The 21,638-nt window shown below is 62.6% G+C and carries 15 protein-coding genes and 2 pseudogenes; 11 read left to right on the forward strand and 6 right to left on the reverse strand.

The window, feature by feature from the left end:
- Positions 1–21: 21 nt before the first annotated feature.
- The 3 genes from XalbCFBP2523_RS09885 (at position 22) to XalbCFBP2523_RS09895 (ending at position 2,839) form a co-directional block, all read left to right on the forward strand.
- Complete coding sequence (locus tag XalbCFBP2523_RS09885) at positions 22–1,503, forward strand: MFS transporter (protein WP_045765030.1); 1,482 nt, start codon at positions 22–24, stop codon at positions 1,501–1,503.
- Positions 1,504–1,530: 27 nt separating this feature from the next.
- Entirely contained in the window at positions 1,531–2,544 is a 1,014-nt protein-coding gene (locus XalbCFBP2523_RS09890; protein ID WP_045765031.1) for a glycoside hydrolase family 43 protein, read from the forward strand.
- A gap of 91 nt (positions 2,545–2,635) precedes the next feature.
- Complete coding sequence (locus XalbCFBP2523_RS09895) at positions 2,636–2,839, forward strand: YdcH family protein (protein ID WP_045762111.1); 204 nt, start codon at positions 2,636–2,638, stop codon at positions 2,837–2,839.
- A 272-nt stretch (positions 2,840–3,111) separates the two neighbouring features.
- On the opposite strand, the pseudogene plsB reads toward XalbCFBP2523_RS09895, so the two are convergent.
- A pseudogene (gene plsB, locus XalbCFBP2523_RS09900) lies at positions 3,112–5,598 on the reverse strand (glycerol-3-phosphate 1-O-acyltransferase PlsB); the annotation flags it as partial.
- 161 nt (positions 5,599–5,759) lie between these two features.
- A complete protein-coding gene (locus XalbCFBP2523_RS09905; RefSeq protein ID WP_045765033.1) occupies positions 5,760–6,695 on the reverse strand; it encodes a hypothetical protein in 936 nt (311 codons plus the stop codon).
- Positions 6,696–7,222: 527 nt separating this feature from the next.
- Here XalbCFBP2523_RS09905 and XalbCFBP2523_RS09910 point away from each other — a divergent pair.
- The 3 genes from XalbCFBP2523_RS09910 (at position 7,223) to XalbCFBP2523_RS09920 (ending at position 13,066) form a co-directional block, all read left to right on the forward strand.
- Positions 7,223–8,281, forward strand: coding sequence for a LacI family DNA-binding transcriptional regulator (locus XalbCFBP2523_RS09910; protein ID WP_045765034.1), 1,059 nt, complete (start codon positions 7,223–7,225; stop codon positions 8,279–8,281).
- Between the two features lie 95 nt (positions 8,282–8,376).
- A complete protein-coding gene (locus XalbCFBP2523_RS09915; protein ID WP_045765035.1) occupies positions 8,377–11,433 on the forward strand; it encodes a TonB-dependent receptor in 3,057 nt (1,018 codons plus the stop codon).
- A 115-nt stretch (positions 11,434–11,548) separates the two neighbouring features.
- Entirely contained in the window at positions 11,549–13,066 is a 1,518-nt protein-coding gene (locus XalbCFBP2523_RS09920; RefSeq protein WP_012914611.1) for a tryptophan halogenase family protein, read from the forward strand.
- 199 nt (positions 13,067–13,265) lie between these two features.
- Here the strand turns inward: XalbCFBP2523_RS09920 and pyrF are convergent, their stop codons facing one another.
- Positions 13,266–14,000, reverse strand: coding sequence for an orotidine-5'-phosphate decarboxylase (pyrF, locus tag XalbCFBP2523_RS09925; protein ID WP_045764165.1), 735 nt, complete (start codon positions 13,998–14,000; stop codon positions 13,266–13,268).
- A complete protein-coding gene (locus tag XalbCFBP2523_RS09930; protein WP_045765036.1) occupies positions 13,997–14,878 on the reverse strand; it encodes a 5'-nucleotidase, lipoprotein e(P4) family in 882 nt (293 codons plus the stop codon). The genes pyrF and XalbCFBP2523_RS09930 overlap by 4 nt, the downstream gene beginning before the upstream one ends.
- 268 nt (positions 14,879–15,146) lie before the next feature.
- Here XalbCFBP2523_RS09930 and XalbCFBP2523_RS09935 point away from each other — a divergent pair, with 268 nt between their 5' ends.
- Positions 15,147–16,328 (forward strand): GGDEF domain-containing protein, encoded by a 1,182-nt coding sequence (locus XalbCFBP2523_RS09935; RefSeq protein WP_045765037.1) that lies wholly within the window; start codon positions 15,147–15,149, stop codon positions 16,326–16,328.
- Positions 16,329–16,524: 196 nt separating this feature from the next.
- Here XalbCFBP2523_RS09935 and XalbCFBP2523_RS09940 read toward each other — a convergent pair whose 3' ends face one another.
- Positions 16,525–17,673: an alpha/beta hydrolase gene (locus tag XalbCFBP2523_RS09940; RefSeq protein WP_230599008.1), complete on the reverse strand. Its 1,149-nt coding sequence runs from the start codon at positions 17,671–17,673 to the stop codon at positions 16,525–16,527.
- A gap of 262 nt (positions 17,674–17,935) precedes the next feature.
- On the opposite strand from XalbCFBP2523_RS09940, the pseudogene XalbCFBP2523_RS09945 reads away from it, so the two are divergent.
- The 4 genes and pseudogenes from XalbCFBP2523_RS09945 to XalbCFBP2523_RS09960 all read left to right on the forward strand — a co-directional run.
- Positions 17,936–18,206, forward strand: a pseudogene (locus tag XalbCFBP2523_RS09945) (RpiB/LacA/LacB family sugar-phosphate isomerase); the annotation flags it as partial.
- A 675-nt stretch (positions 18,207–18,881) separates the two neighbouring features.
- Entirely contained in the window at positions 18,882–19,556 is a 675-nt protein-coding gene (locus tag XalbCFBP2523_RS09950) for a CsgG/HfaB family protein (protein ID WP_045765038.1), read from the forward strand.
- A 20-nt stretch (positions 19,557–19,576) separates the two neighbouring features.
- Entirely contained in the window at positions 19,577–19,948 is a 372-nt protein-coding gene (locus XalbCFBP2523_RS09955; protein ID WP_045757127.1) for a DUF4810 domain-containing protein, read from the forward strand.
- A complete protein-coding gene (locus XalbCFBP2523_RS09960; protein ID WP_012914618.1) occupies positions 19,945–20,610 on the forward strand; it encodes a DUF799 domain-containing protein in 666 nt (221 codons plus the stop codon). The genes XalbCFBP2523_RS09955 and XalbCFBP2523_RS09960 overlap by 4 nt, the downstream gene beginning before the upstream one ends.
- A 60-nt stretch (positions 20,611–20,670) precedes the next feature.
- Here the strand turns inward: XalbCFBP2523_RS09960 and phhA are convergent, their stop codons facing one another.
- Complete coding sequence (gene phhA, locus XalbCFBP2523_RS09965; protein WP_045765039.1) at positions 20,671–21,561, reverse strand: phenylalanine 4-monooxygenase; 891 nt, start codon at positions 21,559–21,561, stop codon at positions 20,671–20,673.
- Between the last annotated feature and the right edge of the window lie 77 nt (positions 21,562–21,638).

A 21,638-nucleotide genomic window follows, 5' to 3' on the forward strand; every position in this document is an offset into this window, starting at 1 on the left:
TCTTCCTTACGATCGTCGCCCATGACCTCTACGCATTCCCTCTCGCTCGGCGAAAAGATCGGCTACAGCCTGGGCGACCTCGCCGCGAATCTGATTTTCCAGACCCTGGTCAGTTTCTTGGCGTTCTTCTATACCGACGTCTACAGGATCCCGGCTGGTGTTGCCGCCACGTTGATCTTTGTGGTCGGCCTGCTTGGCGCGTTCGTGTTCACGCCCCTTGTGGGCGTGCTGGCCGATCGCACGCGCTCGCGCTGGGGTAAGTTCCGGCCCTGGATCCTGTGGACGGCGCTGCCCTTCGGCGGGTTCTCGCTGCTGGCCTTCAGCACCCCGGTGCTGGGCGAGCAGGGCAAGATCGTCTACGCGTTTGCGACCTACGCCTTGCTGATGCTGATTTATGTCGCCAATAACCTGCCTTACTCGGCGCTCAGCGGGGTGCTCACCGGAAGCATGGAGCAACGCAACAGTCTCTCGGCCTATCGCTTCTTCGCGGTGACGTTGGCGCAGTTCGTGATCCAAGTGCTATTGCTGCCGTTGGTGCTGATGCTCGGCGATGGCGATAAGGCACGCGGCTTCCAGACCGCCATGGGTCTGTTTGCCGGCGTCGGTACGCTGTGTTTTCTGATCGCTTTCGCCACTACCCGCGAGCGCGTGTTGCCGATCGCTGCACAACCATCGAGTGTGCGTCAGGACCTGGGCGACCTGGTTCGCAATACGCCGTGGCTGGTGATGCTGGCGGTGACCATCCTGGTATTCGTCAACCTGGCGTTGAAGGGCGGCATGTATGTGTACTACTTCAAGAATTATCTGGATGCGCAGGCACTGACCGGGTTTCTCGATCGCAGCGGCTTCAATACGCTGATCGCGATACTCAACCGGCTACTGGCCAGTACCGGATTGGGCGTGCTGCATTGGCCGCAGGATGCGCCGACCTCCGCTTTCAGTATGTTCAGTGCGGGTGGCATCCTGGCGATGATCATCGGTATTACCTTCTCCAAGCGCCTGGCCGACCGCTACGGCAAGCGCAATGCGTTCGGTGCCGCGCTACTGGCGTCCACCTTGTTTCTGCTAGCATTTTCGATGTATCCACCGCAGGCCATCGGCCTGGTGTTCGGCTCCTACGTGCTGCACGGGTTCTTCTACGGCATGACCATTCCATTGCTGTGGGCGATGATTGCCGATGTCGCCGATTACTCCGAATGGAAGAACCATCGCCGCGCCACCGCCATCGTGTTCTCGGCGATGCTATGCGGGCTCAAGGTCGGCTTGAGCATTGGTGGGGCGCTGGTCGCCGGCCTGCTCGCCTTCTATGGCTACGACGCGGCGGCGCCGCAGCAGAGCACCGTGGTGAGCAATGGGATTCGTTTGACCATTAGCGTGTACAGCGCGATTCCGTTCTTGCTCGGTGTGCTGCTGTTGCGCTGTTACGCGATCGATAAGTCACTGGAATCTCGTATCGAGCGCGAGCTGGACGCGCGCCGCCTGCAAATTGCCTCCGCCCACTGACGTTTCCTTCCCGCTCACAGGCCCGCCATGTCCGTCGACTCCCCCGCAGATCTGCAGGCGCTGGCCTGCAAGGCCATCTCGCCGCCGCTGGTGACCCACATGTACACCGCCGATCCGTCGGCGCATGTCTTCGAGGGAGCCCTGTACATCTACGCCTCGCACGACATCGAGACCGGCGTGGCGTTCAACGACAACGGCGATCATTTCGGCATGCAGGACTACCATGTGTTCCGCATGCAGACACCGGATGGTCCCGCCGTCGATTGTGGGTTAGCGCTGCATTTGCAGGATATTCCCTGGGCCGAGTGTCAATTATGGGCGCCGGATGCGGCCTGCCGCGACGGTCGCTATTACCTGTACTTTCCAGCCAAGCGTGCCGATGGCCTGTTTCAGATCGGCGTTGCGGTCGGCGAACGCCCGCACGGCCCGTTCGTCGCGCAGCCGCAGCCGATCGACGGCGCTTACTCGATCGATCCGGCGGTGTTCGCCGACCGCGACGGCAGCCACTATCTGTATTTCGGTGGACTGTGGGGCGGGCAACTGGAACGCTACCGCGACAACGTCTATGCGGCCGACAACGGCGAGCCCGCCGACCATGCGCCGGCGTTGGGGCCACGGGTGGCGCGATTGTGCACGGACATGCTGAGTTTGGCCGAAGCTCCGCGCGAGATCGCCATTGTCGATGCCGATGGCCACCCGTTGCTTGCCGGCGACCACGCACGCCGCTATTTCGAAGCGCCATGGCTGCACGTCCATGCCGGTCGCTACTACCTGTCGTACTCGACCGGCGACACCCATTTGCTGTGCTATGCGATCGGCGATTCGCCCTATGGCCCGTTCACCTACCAGGGGCCGTTGCTGAGCCCGGTGGTGGGATGGACCACGCATCATTCGATCTGCGCGTTCCAGGACCGTTGGTATCTGTTCTACCACGATGCCCTGCTTTCGGGCGGGGTCACCCATCTACGCTCGATCAAGGTCACCGAACTGCATCACGATGCGCAGGGTCACATCGTGCAGGTGCATCCATACGGCGATTGAGCATACGCGAGGCATTTACTGCTGCCCGAAGCCGGCACAACGCTGCCGCGCCCCGTGACGGCGGCCCTACCGTCTGTGTATGCTCAAGCACGTGGACACTCTGACGCCCGCCGAAATTTCCCTGCGCATCGACGCCCTGCGTCGCGAACACCGTGCGCTCGACGAACAATTGCAGCGTATCCCGGCTAATCTCGAAGACGAGTTGGAAGCCAAGCGGCTGAAGAAGCGCAAGCTGCAGTTGAAAGATTGCATCCTGCACCTGGAGCAGCTGTTGATCCCCGACGAGCCGGCCTGAGCGCGACCACGGTTTTCGTGGTGCCGGTAATGTCGCCCTGTGCGCGCCGATTCATTCTGAAATTGGCGACCCCTCGGCCTTGTTGACCGCCTAAGGGCCGATCCGCTCGATGGTGTGGCGCAGTTCGCGGCCGAGGATGAACTTTGCGTTTTTTGCCTGCACCGCGATGACGTGTCGGTGCCGTGGTGTCGGGCGCGTCGCCACGCGCCCAGATATTGCCGCATCGCTGCGAGCGGCGGACTGACGCTTGAGGTGCCAGTGTTTCCTCAGTCTTAGATCGCTTCGGGACTGATCCGCTCGATGGTGTGGCGTAGTTCGCGGCCGAGGATGAATTTGGCGTCCTTGGCCCAGACATCCAAATGCTCATCGAACAGCAATTTGCCGTTGTCGTCCGGCCACACCAGTTTCAGTTCGCGCAGTTTCTGGATGAAGCCGCGGAACAGGGCCTTGTCGAAGAACTCCGGCGCGGCTGGCGCGTACAGCAGGCTCAGGCGCTGTGCGGCCTGCTGGCACAGGCTTTCCAGCTCGCCGGCACCGAGCTTGCCGGCGCCGTTCTTCACCAGCACCGAGATGGCGATGTAGTAGCGCTCGAATGCTTGTTGCAACGAATGGCCGATCGCGCGCAGGCGGAAGACTTCGTCGGTCTGCCCGGTATTGCGCGCCAGCACGACGCTGCCTTCGTCCTCGTCGATCTGCTGCAGCAAGCCCTCGCGCACGAAGACTTCGATCGTGCGCTCGATGCGCTCGGCGAACTGGTCTTCGCTCCATGGCAGGAACAGTTCGCTCTGCAGGAATGGATACACGGTACGGCCTAGCCGCAGCAGACCGGCACGGCTCATGCGGCGGTTGTTCTGGAAGCAGCACGCCACCCACGAGGAGGCGGTGAACAGATGCAGCACATTGTTGCGGAAGTAACTCAGCAACACCGCGTTATCGCCGTTGACGCTGAGTACGTCGCCCAGCGGATGCGGGATACGCGTGAGGACGTTGATGTCCTCGGCATGGGCGATGATCCGCTCGGGCGAATGCGGGGTCACGGTGACCCGGTCCGAATATGGCAATTCGGCCAGTAGTTTTTTGCACAGTTCGATCTGCGCGATCAGGTCGGCTTCGCCCATCGCATGCTTGGGCGTGGACAGCAGCGCCAGCGCCAGCAGGTTGATCGGATTGACGTCGGCGGCGGCGTTGATGTGGACTTGGATCTGCTGTGCCAACGCATCGACGGTGCCGCTCAACCAGGCCGGTTTCTCGTCCTCGCTCAGTGGCTGGCCGTCCCATTCCGGTGCGCGCTGCGCCAGCATTTGGCTCAACGCGATCGGTTCGCCGAAGTTCACCACGACCTGGCCGAAGTTCTGCTTGAGCACTTTGGGGATGCCCCACAACAGGGCCCAGATCGATTCTTTTTCCTTCTGCCGGCCGCTGAGTTCGTCCAGATAGCTGTTGCCCTCCATCAGCTTTTCGTAGCCGATGTAGACGGGCTGGAACAGCACCGGCTTGCGCGGCTGGCGCAAGAACGCGCGCAACGTCATCGCGATCATGCCGCCTTTGGGTTGCAGCAGTCGGCCAGTGCGCGAGCGTCCGCCTTCGACAAAGTACTCGATCGAATAGCCGCCGGCCACCAGTTGCGCCACGTATTCGCTGAGTACCGCCGAATACAGCGCGTTGCCCTTGATCGAGCGGCGGATGAAGAACGCGCCGCACTTGCGCAGCAGCGTACCGACCACCGGCAAGTCGAGATTGATACCGGCCACGATATGCGGTGGCACGATGCCGCGTTCGTACAGCACATAGGACAGCAACAGGTAGTCCATGTGGCTGCGATGGCTGGGGACGTAGATCACCTCGTGCCCTGGCGCGGCATCCTTGAGCTTGTCCAGGTGGTGCACCAGCACGCCGGCATAGATCCGGTTCCATACGTGGGTGAGCAGGACACCGGCCGAGCGCACCACTGGGCTGGAGTAATCGGCCGCGATCTCCCAGGCGTAGGAGTGAGCCTTGCGCCAGGCGTCCAAGATCTTGCTGTTGTCGCGCTTGGCCTGCACCGCGATGGCCTCGCGCACCGGATCGACGGCCAGGACCTGATCCACCAGCAGGCGTCGTGTCGACAGATCCGGGCCGATCACCGTTTCGCGGATGCGGCGAAAATGGGTACGCAGCACCCGTTGCAGCTTGCGCACGGTGCGTTCGGGCGGCAGGCCCTCTTGCAGCGTTTGCCGTATCGATACCGGTGTGGCGAAGCGCACGATGGTGCTGCGACCATTGAGCAGCACGCCGAGCAGGCGGCGGAAGCTGCCCACCAGCGCCCAGTTCTCGGAGAACAGCACCGCGAACCAACCGCTCTGTTTATCCGGGGCGCGGCCGACGAAGATCGACACGGGCACCAGATGGATGTCCAGGTCTGCGCGCACTCGATGCGCGTGCAGTAGTTTGGCCAGCGAATCGGAGTGGGTCTTGGCGCCGCGCTGCTCCGGGATCAAGGCGTGGTTGCTGCTGCGCCTGGACAGCGCCAGGTAGGCCCGTTTGCGGCCCAGCGGGTCGCCCGGCAGCGGTACCAGCGGCGAGGGCAAACCGGATTCCCGACAGGCCTTGTCCAGGATCAGCGCGTTGGACAGGCCGTAGTCCTCCAGCACGTAAACCACGGGGCGGCCGTCGTCGTATTGGCCTGGTTCGTCCGGCTCGATCTTCAGGCCCAGCCAGGGATCGGCCAGACGGCCGAGCAGGCGTGCCCACAGCGGCCGTTTGGCTTGTCGCGCGCCTGCGTGTGCCATGGACGGGGTCGCCGTAGTGGGTGCCGAAGCCGGGCGCTCGCCGGCATTGGACGTCTGGGCGGTGGTAGGCGTATGCCCTGGGGGGAACGCGCCGCCTGCGGCGGCGGTGTCCTTGGGAAAGGGGAGAGGATTGTGTTCTGGCATCGGCGCCATTATCGCTTAGCTGGTGTCGCGTGATGAGGTGCTGCGGCTGTGGCGGCTTGGGGGCCTGCCGTGGCGGCCAGCAGCGTCTGCACCTGATCCAGGATGTTGCGCAGGTACCAGTGCCCTTCACGGTTCACCAGCACGGCGCTGGTGTCGATCTGTTCGCCGTCCAGCGGATACTGGATCCGCACCACGGCCAGGTCGCCCTGCTGACTGACCAGGCCGGTGCGCAGCGCGCCGGCAGTGGCGCCCAGGTCCAGCCCGTAGTCGGCCAGTACCGCTTTGAGGGCGGCCAGAAATGGCCCAAGCCGGCCCAGGCTCTCGTCCATGCCCAGGGTATGCAGATCGGCATCGCTGCGTATCCCGGTGCGGCGCGCCGCCGCGCACAATCGGGCGATTGCTGCATGCGCGCGGTTGCGCTCGGACAGCGGTGCCCGTGCGGCCCAGGCGCTAAGCGCCTGTACCAACTGGACGTAATGATCGCGCTGCTCGGGGGTGTAGTCATTTTCGTTGCGCAGATATTGCACGCCGAACAGGCCCAGCGAATGCGCCGCCTGTTTCAGGCTCTCCGCCTGGCCACCGAATTGGGTGTCGAAGGCGTGTTGCAACTGGCGCTCGGCGTCCGGTGCGGCCAGCGTGGCGAGCACTTCGGGTAGGCGTTTGGCCAGTGGCAACTCGGTCAGCGGCCATCGGCTTCGGTCCTTGCTCCAGGCCTGTTGCAGGCCTCGGTACTGGGCCGGGGGCACGGCGGTGCGGGCATAGCCGACGAGGTCGTTGCGCTGCAACGCATGCGCCAAGGCGCGCACCGCGGTGGGTGGTTCGGCACTGGCGCCGGGTAGTTCGGTTGGCGTGGGTTTGCACCCAGAGACGGACAGGGCAAGCGCCGCCAGCAGCAGCGATGACAAGGCGCGCGAGGAGAAGCCCCGGGTCGGGTAGGACGACATTAGCGACGGGCTCGTTCCCCAAAACGTCCTGCATCTTGCTGGGCGCGGACGATTCCGGCAAGCGGTCCGTCTGTGTCGCTTGTCGCGGTTTCGATCCAGGATATTCCATATCGCGGTTGCCATGGTAGGGCGATAGTGATGACGGCGCATCGATGGACACGTGGTCAATTTCACCGTGTTGCAATGCATCATGTAACCGCTTGCAGTTGCTGTTACCGTCCGCCCACCTCGATTGAGGCGCGGGTTGGCCGGGGAGGCCTGATGCGCTATTGGTCTGACATCGTCCGGGTGTTCGGTGACGTTGGCGCTTGCCGCTGGCTCTGCTGGCGGTTCGTTGTTCTGTGCCGATGTGCCAAGCCCTGGCATGTCCAGGTGCAAGCGGTCGCGGTGCCGATCGACCGCGTGACGCCCATGGTCTGCCGCCTGCGTGTACGGCCCACGCAGGGAATCGCAGATGCGTGCTGGATCGCGTATGCCGCAGCTGGTCCCTCGTTGCGCAAACCATCCGGTTTCCTGGGGACACGCTGGTGAGGCCTCGTTTCGTATCCGCTCCGGAACAGCGCGCCAACATCACCATCAAGGATGTGGCACGCCTGGCCAATGTCTCGGTGGCGACGGTCTCGCGCACCATGAATGGCCATCAGCATGTGGCCGAGCCGGTGCGCGCGCGCGTGCTGGAGGCCGCGCGCAGCCTGCACTACGTACCGCATCATGCCGCGCGCAGTCTCAGCAGCCGCCGTACTCACACCATCGGCGTGGTGCTGCCGGACCTGCACGGCGAGTTCTTCTCCGAGGTGATCCGCGGCATCGATATGGTGGCGCGCACGCGTGGCCTGCATCTGTTGGTGTCCAGCTACCGTGGCGCGCAGGAGGAACAGCGGCGCGCGGTGCAGCGCATGCCTGGGCGCGTGGACGGGCTGTTGATCATGGCACCGTACCTGGCCGGTGCTGCCGGGGGCCCTGACGAGGTACCGCTCGGCGGGTTACCGGCGGTGTTGATGAACTCCGCCGAGCGGCTGGGCGATGCGCCAGCGCTCAACATCGACAACTATGGCGGTGCGCGAGTGATGACGCGCCACCTGTTGGACGTTGGTCACCGCCGCATCGCCTTCATCGCCGGGCCACAGGACAACTTCGATGCGAGCGAGCGCCTGCGCGGTTACCGCGACGAATTGCAGGCCCATTGCCCGCAGGCATCGGCGCAGGTGGTGCAGGGCGCGTTCGACGAGGCGTCCGGTTATCGGGCCGGGGAGGCGCTATTGCGGGGCCAGCGTCCGGATGTGGTGTTCGCGGCAAACGACATGATGGCGCTGGGTTGCCTGTTTGCCTTCACCCATGCCGGCGTGCGCGTGCCCGAGGACATTGCGCTGGCCGGTTTCGACGACCTGCCGATGGCGCGTTACGTGCATCCGGCATTGACCACCATGCGCGTGGACATCGTCGGTTTCGGCGCGCGCGCGATGCAACTGCTGCTCGCCGCGCTGGAGCCGCATGCCACGCCCGCTCCAACTCCAGCGGACGCAGCGATTGTCCCGCAACTCATCGTGCGTGCGTCCAGTGCTCGCGGAGGAGTTGCGATGGATTGACATGAACGTCACGCGGTATCGATCACGTTCTTGCCTGAATACTACAAGAACCACGCCGCACGATTCCGTTGACCGCCCTTGGAGGGGCTTTTGTCATGAGCAAAATGCGTTCTACTTCTACCCTGCCCACACGCAGCATGCTGTGCTGCGCGCTGGCGACCTGTCTGTTCGTCGCGTTGCCGGCGTTGGCGCAATCCAGCAGTGCGACACTGCGCGGTCAAGTCGCGGCGGCTCAGGCTGGCAGCGAAGTCACCGTCACCAACATCGCCACCGGCGCGGTGCGCCGCGCGCCGGTCGCCGCCAACGGTAACTACACCGTGGTCGGCCTGCCGCCGGGGACCTACAAGGTCGAGGCCAATGGCATCAGTCGTATGGTGACCTTGCAGGTGGCGTCCTCCTCCACCGTGGACCTAGACGCCGGCACCCAAGCCGCTGGCGCTGGCAACGCCAAAACGCTGGATACCATCAACGTCAGCGCGCCGATGCTCAAGGACGTCAAGACCTCGGAAGTGGGCAACGTGGTGTCGCTGCACGAGATCGAGCAATTGCCGCAGGCCACCCGCAACTTCCTGGAGTTCGCCGACACCGTGCCGGGCATGGTGTTCCAGGTGGATGGCAACGGCAATACCAAGCTACGCGGCGGTGCTTCCAATGCCAGCGCGGGCAACTTGTACATCGACGGTGTCGGCCAGAAGAGCTATGTCAAGGGTGGCGGTATCGCCGGCCAGAGCGATACCCAAGGCAACCCGTTCCCGCAGTTGGCCATTGGCGAGTACAAGGTCATCACCTCCAACTACAAGGCCGAGTACGGCCAGATCAGCGGCGCGGCAATCACCGCGGCGACCAAGTCCGGTACCAACGAGTTCCATGGCGAGACGTTCTACCGTTATACCGATCAGGATCTGCGCGACAAGCGTCCCGACGAGGAAGCAAACGGCAAGATCGATTCGCAGACCAAGGAGTATGGTTTCGCGCTGGGCGGTCCGATCATCCAGGATCGCATGCACTTTTTCGTGGCCTACGAAGGCAAGGAAAACGTGGTGCCCAAGAGCGTGCAGGCCGATGCCAACGCACAGCCGTATATCGGATTGCTGCCATCGACGATTTCCAGCCAGTACGGCGCGGCCAACATGCCGTTTTCCGAGGATCTGTACTTCGGCAAGCTCGATTTCGAACCGACCGATCGCGATCGTATCGAACTGAGCGGCCAGTACCGCAATGAAAGCCAGGTCGGCAACGTCGGCGGCACCAGCGCGCTGGATCACGGCACCAACAAAATCAACAAGGACAAGCGCGCCAATCTGCGCTGGCAACACAGCGCCGACAACTGGTTCAACGAGTTGATCGTCGGCACCGAAAACTCGCAGAACAATCCTAATCCCAAGAGCATCGGCAACGGTATCGTCTACAAATACCTCAACTACAATGATCCCAATATCGGCGAATACACGTTTCTGGAAACCGGCTCGGCCGGTGGCTTGAATGTGCAACGCAAGAGCCAGAAGGGCTGGTTCCTGCAGAACGACCTGACTTTGACCAGCTTCCAGTGGCACGGCGAACACACCATCAAGATGGGCGTCAGCTACAAGGACATCAAACTGATCTCGCAGGATGCGGCCGCGCTCAATCCACAGTTCAGTTATTCGGTCGATGCCAATGGCGTGGCTGCGATCCCCTATCGGGTGGATTTCATTGCGCCCTACAACACGCCCGGACAGAAGGCCACGGTGGAGTCGCCATCCAAGCAGTACGGCGTCTATCTTCAAGACGATTGGGCGGCGACCGACAAGCTGATGGTCAATGCCGGTGTGCGTTGGGACTACGAGAAAAGCCCGGCCTACACCAACTTCGTCACTTCGCCGGCGTTCGTCAATGCGTTGTATTCCGACGATCCGGCCAATCCGGGCCAGCCCTGGGCCAACCGCTTGTTGCCCAGTGGCATCAACGTGGCCGATTACATCAGCAACGGGCATAACCGCAAGAACTTCAAGGATGGCTGGGCGCCGCGCCTGGGCTTCTCCTACGACTTCTTCGGCGATCAGAGTGCGGTGTTGCACGGTGGCGCCGGTCGTTCTTACGATCGCAATTTGTTCGAACAGTTGGCGCTGGAAACCAGCAAAGCGGCGTTGTCGCCGGTGGCGGTGTATTTCAAGAATTCGGCGACGGGTTCTTGCTACAAGGCCGATCGTGCCTGCGCTGTCTGGGATCCGAAATATCTCAACGGCGTGGATCAGTTGAACACGATTCCGGGTGTCAGTGGCAGCGCCGAGCTATTCATGTTCAACAATAGGCTCAAGACCCCGTACAGCGACCAGTACAGCCTCGGGATCAGCAACCAGGTCGGCGACTGGCTGACCGATGTGACCTTCCAGCGCGTGCTCAGCTACGACGGTTTCGCCATGTCGCTGATCAACCGTTACCCCAATGGCGCCTTCTTCGACGCGACCGGTAGTGCGCCCTGGGGAGAGCCGGTGCCGGGCTATCAAAACACGATTCTGGGCATGAACGGCTTGGAGCAGCGCAGCAGCCAGGTGCTGTTGTCGGCGGAGAAGCCCTACACCAAGGAATCGGGCTGGGGCCTGACGCTGTCCTATACCCATACCAGTGCGCGGCAGAACCGCAACATCGACGAGCCGTATGCGTTCGACAAGGCGACCATCCACGATTATCCCTTCGTGAAGTCCGATGCCGTGGCCGGTCACCGTTTCGTCGCTTCTGGGTCGATCGACGGCCCGTGGGGGGTGACGTTCGGTGCGAAGTTGGTTTTGGCCACCCCGAATCCGGTGAACACCATCGCCTGCTATGGCAAGGTCGATGCCGATGGCGCGCAATGTCAACAGATCGGCTTCGTTCCGCCGGGCAGTGGTAGGTTCCTGGTCGGCGGCAACATCTGGGGGTATCGCACGGTGGATTTCCAGGCGACCAAAGAGTTCACGGTGTACAACGACGTCAAGCTGTCGGCGCGTATTAATCTGCTCAATGCCTTCAACTTCAAGAATTACTCGAGTTACATCTACGGCGGTCCGAACGGAACGGGTGATTACTTCGGAACGGGTGGACGCTTGGATACAAGCTATGTCGGCTTGAACCGCACCGGTGACATCAACTACGTCCCGCGTACCGTCACCTTCGAGGTCGGCGCCAAGTTCTGATCTGTCGGCTCACCCACGCGCGTGCCCGACCGGCGCGCGTGGGTGGCATCGAACGGGGCCGCGTGGCCCCGTCTGCGTTTTCGGTCGCTCCTTTTTCATCCAGGACTACGCACGCATGATCGCCGCCCCTCTGCGCAACCTGGTGATCGTTGGCGGCGGGACCGCCGGCTGGATGGCTGCGGCCGCGTTGGCGCGTATGTTGGGCGCGGACAACCGCATCACTGTGATCGAGTCCGAGCAGATCGGTACCGTCGGTGTCGGCGAGGCCACCGTGCCGCACATCAAGGCCTTCAATACGCTGCTCGGCATCAACGAAGCCGAGTTCGTGCGCGACACCCAGGGCAGCTTCAAGCTCGGCATCGAGTTCGTCGACTGGCTGCGTCCTGGCATCGCTTATGTGCATGGCTTCGGGAGCGAGATCGGCCATCGGCTCGGGCTGCTGCCTTTCCAGCAGTATTGGTTCAAGCAAGCGCTGGCGGGCAAGGCCAGTCCGTTGGGCGATTACACGCTCAACACCGTCGCCGCCAAGCGCGGTAAGTTCATGACCGCGGCCAGCGACGTGCCGCCGAACTCGCCGCTGGCCAACATCGCGTATGCCTATCACTTCGACGCGGCGCTGTACGCGCAGTTCCTGCGTCGCTACGCCGAACAGCGCGGGGTGATCCGGTACGAAGGCATTGTCGAGCAGGTGCTTCTGCATCCGGAATCGGGCGATGTCGCTTCGGTACGTCTGGTCTCCGGCGAGGTCATCGCTGGCGATCTGTTCATCGATTGCTCCGGCTTCCGTGGCCTGTTGATCGAGCAGGCGCTGCACACCGGTTACCACGATTTCAGCCATTGCTTGCCGTGCGACCGCGCGCTGGCGGTGCCGTGCGCCAAGATCGGGCCACCGACACCGTACACCCGTGCGACCGCGCGCGCGGCCGGTTGGCAGTGGCGTATCCCGTTGCAACATCGCACCGGCAACGGTTACGTGTATTCCAGCGCACATGTCAGCGACGACGAAGCGGCGGCGACATTGCTCGCCAATCTCGACGGCCCGGCGCTGGCCGAACCGCGTCCGCTGCGTTTCGTCACTGGCCGCCGCAAGCAGGCATGGAATCGCAACGTGATCGCACTGGGCTTGGCCAGCGGCTTCATGGAACCGTTGGAATCGACCAGCATCCACCTGATCCAATCGGGCATTTCCAAACTGCTGGAGTTGTTCCCGCGCGAGGGCATCAGCCCGGTGCTGGTGCAGCGCTACAACGAGCGCATCGCCTTCGAGTTCGACCGTATCCGCGACTTCCTGGTGCTGCACTACCATGCCAGCGAACGCGCTGACAGCGCGTTCTGGCAGCAGTGCCGTGGCATGTCGATCCCCGCGGAATTGCAGGCCACGCTGGATTTGTTCCGCGACAGCGGCCGCTTCTACCGCAACGGCGAGGAAATGTTCGCCGAGATCAGTTGGGTGCAGGTGATGGTCGGGCAGGGTATCCTGCCGCGCGCGTACCACCCCCTGGTGGATCAGGTGCCGGTCGCGGATCTGGAGCGCTTCATGCTCAGCGTCGCGCAAACCATCGGCCATTGCGCCGATGCGATGCCGCCGCATCAGGCCTTCATCGATCGCTATTGCGCCGCCGCGCCGGGCTGAGCGCGCTGGGCGCCGCCGTCGCCGCAGACATAAAAAAAAGAGGCCACGCGCACCAGGCGCGGGCCTCTTCAAATCCGACCGAAGCCGGAGAACGGTGGTGGCACATCTCCCGGCACTGCCGGACCCCGCGCATGTTACCGGCGTGCCAAAGTTAATGCAATGGTTTAATTATTTCAATTTAAATAATTGATTTAATTAATTATTTCGAAGCGGTTCCCGACAAGGTCGCCGCGATTTCCTGTTGGATCGCCACCGCTGCGGCACGTGGGTCCGGGGCCTGGCGGATCGGCCGGCCGACCACGATCGCGTCGGCGCCATCGGCGAAGGCCCGGGCCACACCGACCGTGCGCTGCTGGTCGTCGCCCACCGGGCCGCCGGGGCGGATGCCCGGGCAGACGATGGAGAACCCAGGGCCGGTCGCACGGCGGATCGATGCCGCTTCCTGCCCGGAGGCGATCACCCCGTCGATACCGGCGGCCTGCGCGGCCAGTGCGCGCTCCACCACCACGTCCTCCGGCGCGCGGTCGATGCCCATCGCCGCCAGATCGGCGCGGCCCATCGAAGTCAGCACGGTGACCGCCAGCAGGCGCATATCGCTGCCATTGGCCTCGGCCGCTGCCTGCATCATCGCCGGGTGCCAGCCGTGGATGGTGCAGTAATCCACCGGCCACTGCGACAGGCGTCGAATCACTCCGCCGACGGTGGCCGGGATGTCGAAGAACTTCAGATCCACGAACACGCGCTTGCCGCGCGTGGCGAGGGTGTCCAGCACGTCGAAGTACTCGCCCGAGGCCAGTAGTTCCATGCCGATCTTGTAGAACGTCACCGCATCGCCGAGCTGTTCGATCCATGCCAGCGCGTCGCTGCGTCCGGGGACGTCCAGCGCGAAGATCAGCCGTTCGTGCGCTTCCAGCGCCAGCGGCGCGCGGCTCATTGCGCCACCTCCAGTGCGTCGAGTTTGGCTTGGTGGCGCGCGGCGCGCGGCTGGGCCAAGTCGTTGTTGAACAGCGCCGGTTCCCAGGAGCCGTAACTGGGATTGGGCAGCATCCACCAGCGCATGCCGAACCAGGTGTGGTACTGCTGGAACAGGTGTTCACGGTTCTCGGGGGTGTTGGCCAGGACTTGGGCGAAGTCGCCGAGTTGGTCGCCGAATTGCATCAATACGCGGTATTGCTGGCCGACCAGTTGGCGCCGGCAGTGTTTCTCCGAGCCGCTCTGCTTGCAGTCTTTGACCACGGTACCCAGCCCCAGCAACACGCTGTTGTCGGCCACCGGCAGGCCTGCCTTGCGCAGGTTGACCAAGGTCGCGTCGTTCAGATGTACGCCGCGGTTAGTCACGTACAGCACGGTGATGCCCTTGGCCGTGGCCGCCTTGGCGAAATCGACCGCGCCCGGGACCGCTTTGGCTTTCTTTTCCCTCACCCACTGATCCCAGCTGGCTGCCTCGTACTCCTTGCCGCTGCGGATCAGCCGCGCCTGGTAGGGCGTGTTGTCCAGCACCGTTTCGTCCACATCCATCACGATGGCCGGTTTCAGCGTAGCCGACGCATTGCCGCGTTCCTCCGGGACCAGGGCATTCCATGTCGGGTCCTGCAACGCCGCATCCAGACGCTCGGTGGCAGCCCGGTATGTCTGTTCGGCGGCCGCCCGATATTCGACCGAGTGCTGCATCCACAGCACCGCGTTGAGATTGTCGTCGGCAGTGCCCGGTGCAGTGGCGGACGTGCTGGCGTCGGTGGCCGGTGCTTGCGGTTTGCACGCGGACAGGGCGATTACGGCGCAAGCCAGTGCGGTGCGGGTGATCGGGGACATCAGGTGCGTAACCCAGGAGAGATAACCGGCCAATTTTAGCTGGTTGCGCGGTAACCGGCGTAGTGCGCGCCAGGGGTAGGCATTGCCTCCGGCATGTGCGCGATCTTTGCTTCTGAGGCACCGCTGGCAGTGGACAATGGCGTACCCGTGCTTTCTCATGCTCATGTCTGCCGACCTTGCAATACGTAGCGTCAGCGCTGAGCGTGGCACGGTCGCACGTTGTGATCGTCACCGTCTTCGTCTCAGACTGTCGCCGACAGGGAATATCATGCAACACCACGACGAAGCATCATTCGACACACGACCCGATGCGGCCTACGCTGCGCAGTTGCGCAAGGGCTTTGCCGCGTTGCGTTTCGATCCTGCGTTGGAACAGGTCTACCATCGCCACAGCAGCGCGACACTGGGTTTCGCCCAGCGCTTGGCCGCTTCGCTCGCCGTGTTGCTCGTGTTGCTGTTGTTGAGTTGGGAGGCGCTGTATTTCGGCCCCAGCGATGTTGGCGGGTTGATTGGGCATACCGTGGCGGTGCGGATGGCGAGCTTGTTGCTCTTGCTGTGGGTGGCGCTGTCCATCCATTGTGCGCGCAGTCATGGCCCGGCTCGTATCGCTTTGTTGCTGCTGATCGTCGGTACCGGGTTGGTGCTGTCGAGTGTCGGCTATCCGCTGCAGGAACTGCGGTATGCGGTTGTAGTCATCGCCTTGATCATCATGGCCGGTTTCTTGCCGCTCGGCTTGACCCTGTGGCAGAGCGTGGGGGTCGCCTTGGCACTGTGCGCGATCAGTGCGGCGGCTGGTCGTTTGTTGCTGGATGGCCCGGCGCAGGCCGGCTACCTGCGTTTGCAATGGTTGCTGTGGGCGGCGGTGCTGGTCGGCGTGGTGGGTGGTTACCTGCGCGAGCACGCACGCCGTGAGGAATTTTTGCAACAGCGCATCCGCGACGACGAAGCGCTGCGCGATGTGCTCACCGGCCTGGGCGATCGCCGTCGCTTCGACGAACATCTGGCGTTAGCGCTGGCCGAGAGTGCAAGCCTGCAACTCGGCTTGGCGCTGATTCTGGTGGAAGTGGAAGGCTTCGCCGAATTCGCGCGTCGCCATGGCTCGCGTGAGGCCGACCGCGCGGTATTGGACGTGGCCGAGGCGATGCAATGCTTGCTGCGTCCGTTGGACGTGGTCATGCGCATCGGCGCGGACCGTTTTGGGCTGGTGCTTTACGACGCCAACGCCGCACATCTGCGCCAGATGGCGCCGGCCCTGCGCGACATGGTCGACATCATGGCGAGCGCGGACACCGGGATGGTCAGCGCACCGCTCAGCATCCGCGTCGGCGCGCTGCTCGCCACGCCTGCCGTCACCGCCACCGCGTTGATGCAACACGCCGAAGCCTTGCTGCAGCGCGCACGCATCGGCGGCGGCAATCAGGTGGTACTGGACCCGGAAACGGGTTGGTGACATCGCCACCGGTTTTGACCCGCGTTTTCGCCTGCAACATAGTCGTGCCGTCTCGACACAATCTGCATTGACGCATCCGATCCGAATAAAGCCGCTGCTCCCACGCGCCATCGACACACATGCGCCAACGGCGGCGCGGTGTTGCCGAGTGGCCGGCTGTTGACGAAACGGGACGAGGTTGCCGTGCGTGCAGTCTTCAATGCTTTCCGACGGATGGCGGGATCGGCGCGTGTTCGCGCGGATCGTCCTGTATCGTGCGCATCCATGTCAGTGCCAACCCCGGCCATGCCGCCAGCGGCAGGCCGGCGATGGAGCGCGTGCCGAAGCCATGGCCGCCATGCGCAAACACGTGCAACTCGGCAGGTACCCCGGCCTGGCGCAGTGCCTGGTAGAACAACAGGCTGTTCTCCACCGGGACCACCGGGTCGTCTTGCGCGTGTACCAGGAAGGTGGGTGGCATGCCGGCGTTCACCCGGTTCTGCAACGAATAGGCCGCCATCGTGGTGGTGTCGGGGTGACGGCCAAGCAGCCGCAGGCGCGATCCGGTGTGTGCCGTGGTGCCGCTGCCCATGTCGATGACTGGATAAATCAGCAGTAGGAAGTCTGGGCGCGCGCTCACCTGGTCGATCGCGTCGCCTGGCGGATACACGCGCTCGGCGTAGCGGGTGCCGAGGCTGGCGGCGACATGACCACCGGCGGAGAATCCCATCGTGCCGATCCGGTGCGGGTCCACGCCATAATCGGCAGCATGCGCGCGAATCAGGCGCAATGCACGTTGTGCATCGGCCAGTGGCTGGTCGCGTACCGCAGCGTTGTCGTCGGCCTCCGCGTCCGGTAGCCGATAGCGCAGGACGAATAAAGTGATGCCTGCCTGCTCGGCGAAGATCGGCAGCAAGTCGGTGGCTTCCTTGTCCAGTGCGATGCACACGTACCCACCGCCGGGAGCGACCAGCAGGGCGCTGCCGTTGGGTTTCTTCGGCCGGTACACCACCATGTAGGGTTGGTAGTGGCCGCTGATCAGGCGGTCGGGCAGCGCCGGGTTGGCGCTGTGGTCGACGATGCGCAGCGTCTGCGGTGCGGATGATGTGCCTGGGGCTGGGCCTGGCCACAGTGGCAGTCGTGCGGCCTGCTCGGCGGCGGTTTCGCTGGCCGGACGCTCAGCCGCAGTGGCCGGGCCAAGTACCGTGAAAAACCCGACGATCACGATCAGCAATGCCGCACACAGGCTGTGGGAACCGAGGTTGCCGGAACGATCGCTGTGCGCAGTGCGGTGGTTGTAGCCGCATGGCGCAGCCAGCTGCTTCGTCCTGCTTTCGATCATTTGCTCATGGAATCGATGCAACATCGTGGTTCCTCGCCAAGCATAGGGTTATGGACTGGAGTAGTCGTTGCAGGAGCACGGTTGCAGGCTATTTGCCACATGGTGCAAGACAACGCACGACCTTTGTGTTGCTGTTGCCGAATTGCAAGACGTTTGCAGCGCCGTATTCATTGCCAATGCTACCCGGCCATATGCGGCGGCGTGACATTGTATCGCCTCGCGGCGCAGCAATTCCGTTCTCCCGTGACAGCCGCCATGATGACGCGGTAAGAGCGTGCATAAGCGCATACTCGAGAAAGCTTTCAGTGGCGCGCGTGGCATGAGTTATCTGTTGGAGCGCTGCCAGCAGCAGCGCCAACGCCTGCCCTTTTGAGGTGGTCAAACGTGCCATGGCCACGTTCTATCTGGATGGTCTGCGTGCGCTGGAACCGGAGCTGGTCAAGCAAGCGGTTGGCGGAGTGCGTTTCCAGCAATGCTTTTTCGACAATCTCCAGGATGCGAAAGTCCGTGCCTTCGTCACAGGTGTGTTGAGCAAGGCGGAAACGGCACTGGCGTGATGCCGTGTCGATTGTAGGTGTGAAACTGTCGACTTTTTCGCGAAGTCACCATGTCAACCGCACACTTTGCCTTTATGATGCCAGCACTGTCGGGCATACCCCACAGCGCTGTTTTCTGTGCGGCACAGGGACTATTACTTAAAGGGGCGATACACAAGCAAGGATGATCAGCGAAAGCAATCTGGGCCTCTAGCAGCGGTTCGCTGTACTAATTAAGAGAACTTCTGGCCTAGCTTCGTTCGGTGTACGCGACGTAGATCAGTGCGCAATGTCTGGTGGGTAGTTACCGCTGCGATTGCGAGCGAGCACCATGTGTGCCGTCAGCGCGCTTTTCTTGAGTCGGCCGATGCGACATAATGTGCAAACTCCCGCTGTACTTGCGGGTCCACATGGAGAGGTGTTTCTCTGCGTCATGCAGGAGAGTTATGGAATGACATCAATCGCCCTGTTTCCCCGTCCTTTTTCCTTCGTTTCTGGTGCGCGGTGCGCGCCGGGGGCCTGTGATGTTGAACGGGTGTGCCCGAGCGAGCGATAGGTCATGGGGATGTATCAAACCCGCTGTCGATGTGGCCGACCGTATTGCGCATAGCTCTGTGCGCTGCACACCGCGCCGACAGGCAGGACAGTGTCTGCGTTCCAACGGTTTTTCGTAGCTGTACCAACAAGGGGTAATTGATGAAAGTTGTTGTAATCAAGGGGGCCAGCCTCGTGGTGCTTGGGTTGGCAATTACAAGTTGCGCGACCGAAAGCCACCAGAGTGTCGCGCCACAAACCGTAGCCGCCGCCAGCATTCCTTATTCTGGTGCGCGCGCGCCGATCGCCGTGGGTAAGTTCGACAATCGTTCCTCGTTCATGCGCGGCTTGTTTTCCGATGGTGCGGATCGTCTCGGCAGCCAAGCCAAGACCATCCTCATTACCGATCTGCAGCAGACCAATCGTTTCCGCGTGCTCGATCGCGACAACATGGGCGAGATCAAGCAGGAGGCGGACATCAAACGGCAGGCGCAGCAGCTCAAGGGCGCCGATTACGTGATCACCGGCGATGTCACCGAGTTCGGTCGCAAGGAAATCGGCGACACACAGTTGTTCGGGATCATGGGCCGTGGCAAGCAGCAGCAGGCCTATGCGAAGGTCAGCTTGAATGTGGTCGATAGCACCACCTCCGAAGTGGTGTATTCGGTCCAGGGCGGCGGCGAGTATTCGTTGTCCAACCGCGAGATCGTCGGCTTCGGCGGCACCTCCAGCTACGACTCCACCCTCAACGGCAAAGTGCTGGATCTAGCGATCCGCGAAGCCGTCAATCGCCTCACCGCGGCCATCGATTCCGGCGCATGGAAGCCGGTCAAGTGACCTACAACGGACCATCAAAAATGAACAAGACGAACTCGCGTGTATTGCATTGGCTGGGTGTCTGCGCCCTCTTGACCCTGGTCGGTTGCGCCCACCAATCGGCATCGCTCTATCAATGGGGCAGCTATCAGGACCAAGTCTATAGCCACTTCAAGGGCGGTAGCCCGGAGCAACAAATCCAGGCGCTGGAAAAAGACCTGCAGGTCATGAAGGCAGCCAATCGCAGGCCGCCGCCGGGTCTGCAAGCGCATCTGGGCATGCTGTATGCCGAGACCGGCAACGACGCCAAGGCGCAACAATATCTTCTGGCCGAGAAGGCGCAGTACCCGGAATCCACCACCTACATCGATCTACTAATGAAGAACGGCCACAAAGAGAGGACCGCGCAATGAAGAACATCGCAAAAGTGGCCTGCGTCGCCGTCTTGGGTCTGTTGTTGAGCGCGTGCGCGACGCAGCCGAAATCCCGCGACTACAGCGCATACAAGGCCAGCAAACCACGCTCGATCCTGGTCCTGCCGCCGGTCAGCCATGCGCCGGATGTCGACGCCAGCCTGAGCGTGTTGTCGGTGACCACGCTGCCGTTGGCCGAAGCTGGTTATTACGTCATGCCGGTGGCGCCGGTCTATGAGACATTCAAGCAAAACGGCATCACCATCGCCGATGACGCGCAAGCGGTGGCGCCGGAGAAGCTACGTCAGATCTTCGGCGCCGATGCGGCGCTGTATATCACCATCGACAAATACGGTGCGGTTTATCAGGTGGTCAACAGCGTGGTGACGGTTGCGGCCAATGCCAAGTTGGTGGATCTGCGTACCGGGACGGTGCTGTGGGAGGGAAAGGCAACGGCCTCCAGCGATGAAAATAAGAAAGTTTCAGTCGGCGGCGGCGGCGTGCTTGGCATCCTGGTATCGGCGGCGATCAACCAGGTGATCAATCAGGCCACCGATCAAAGCCATCAGGTTGGCAACATGGCCAGCCAACGTCTGCTGTCCGCAGGATATCCGGGTGGCTTGCTGTACGGTCCTTACAACGCCAAGTACGGTACCGATTGACACACATGAATCCCGTGTCGGTGTGCCGCAACCTGCGGCGGACATCGGCACGGGATTCGCTTACACATCGTCGCTGTCGCCCCAGTCTTTGCCACTGCCGCGCTGAAGTACGCGATCGTCCGGCTGCACTTGCCCGGCCGGCAGATGCGTTTGGTCGGCCAGCGCTGTGTAGATCGGAGTGAAATCCGCTGCGGTTGCTTGCATGAGTTGCGCGAAGCTGTCGATGACGAAATAGGTTTTTTGATAGGTATCGATGCGGTAACGCGTGCGCATGATCCGCTGTAGATCGAAGCCGATCCGATTGGGTGCATCCGATTCCAGCGAATACAGCGACTCGCCCTTGGATGACACGATGCCAGCGCCGTAGATGCGCAAGCCGGCAGGCGTGTCGATCAGTCCGAACTCCACGGTGTACCAGTACAAACGGGTGAGATGCTGCAGCGCTTGCGGGCCGATCGCATGTGCTTTTACTCCACCGCGCCCATAGGCCTGCATGTAGTCGGCAAATAGCGGGTTCATCAACAGCGGCACATGCCCGAACAAATCGTGGAACAGGTCTGGCTCGGCGATGTAGTCGATTTGTCCGGGCCGGCGGATCCACCACGTCACCGGGAAACGGCGGTTGGCCAGGTGGTCGAAGAAATCCAGTTCCGGCAGTAAACCCTCGACCCCGACCAGGGTCCAGCCGGTGGTGGCGGCCAACACCGTATTGAGCTGATCGAACTTCGGGATCGCCTGCGGGCTCATGCCCATCGTGTCTTGTGCTTGCAGGAAGGCGTCGCAGGCGCGGCCGACCAGCAATTCGCGCTGGCGCCGGTACAGCGTGCCCCAGGTGGCGTGGTCGTCGGCATCGTAGCGATCCCAGGGTTGAGCGACCACCGTAGTGGTGTACACCGGCACATAGCCCTTGTCGGTGTGCTGGTGTTCGACGCGACGCGGTGCGATGTCCATGGCCGACCCTCCGGAGGGGAATGCCACGATGGTAGGCTGGATGCGGCGCAATGGGTTTGCGCAGTTGTCTGGATTTC

It is taken from the genome of Xanthomonas albilineans, assembly GCF_002939705.1.
GTDB lineage: Bacteria > Pseudomonadota > Gammaproteobacteria > Xanthomonadales > Xanthomonadaceae > Xanthomonas_A > Xanthomonas_A albilineans.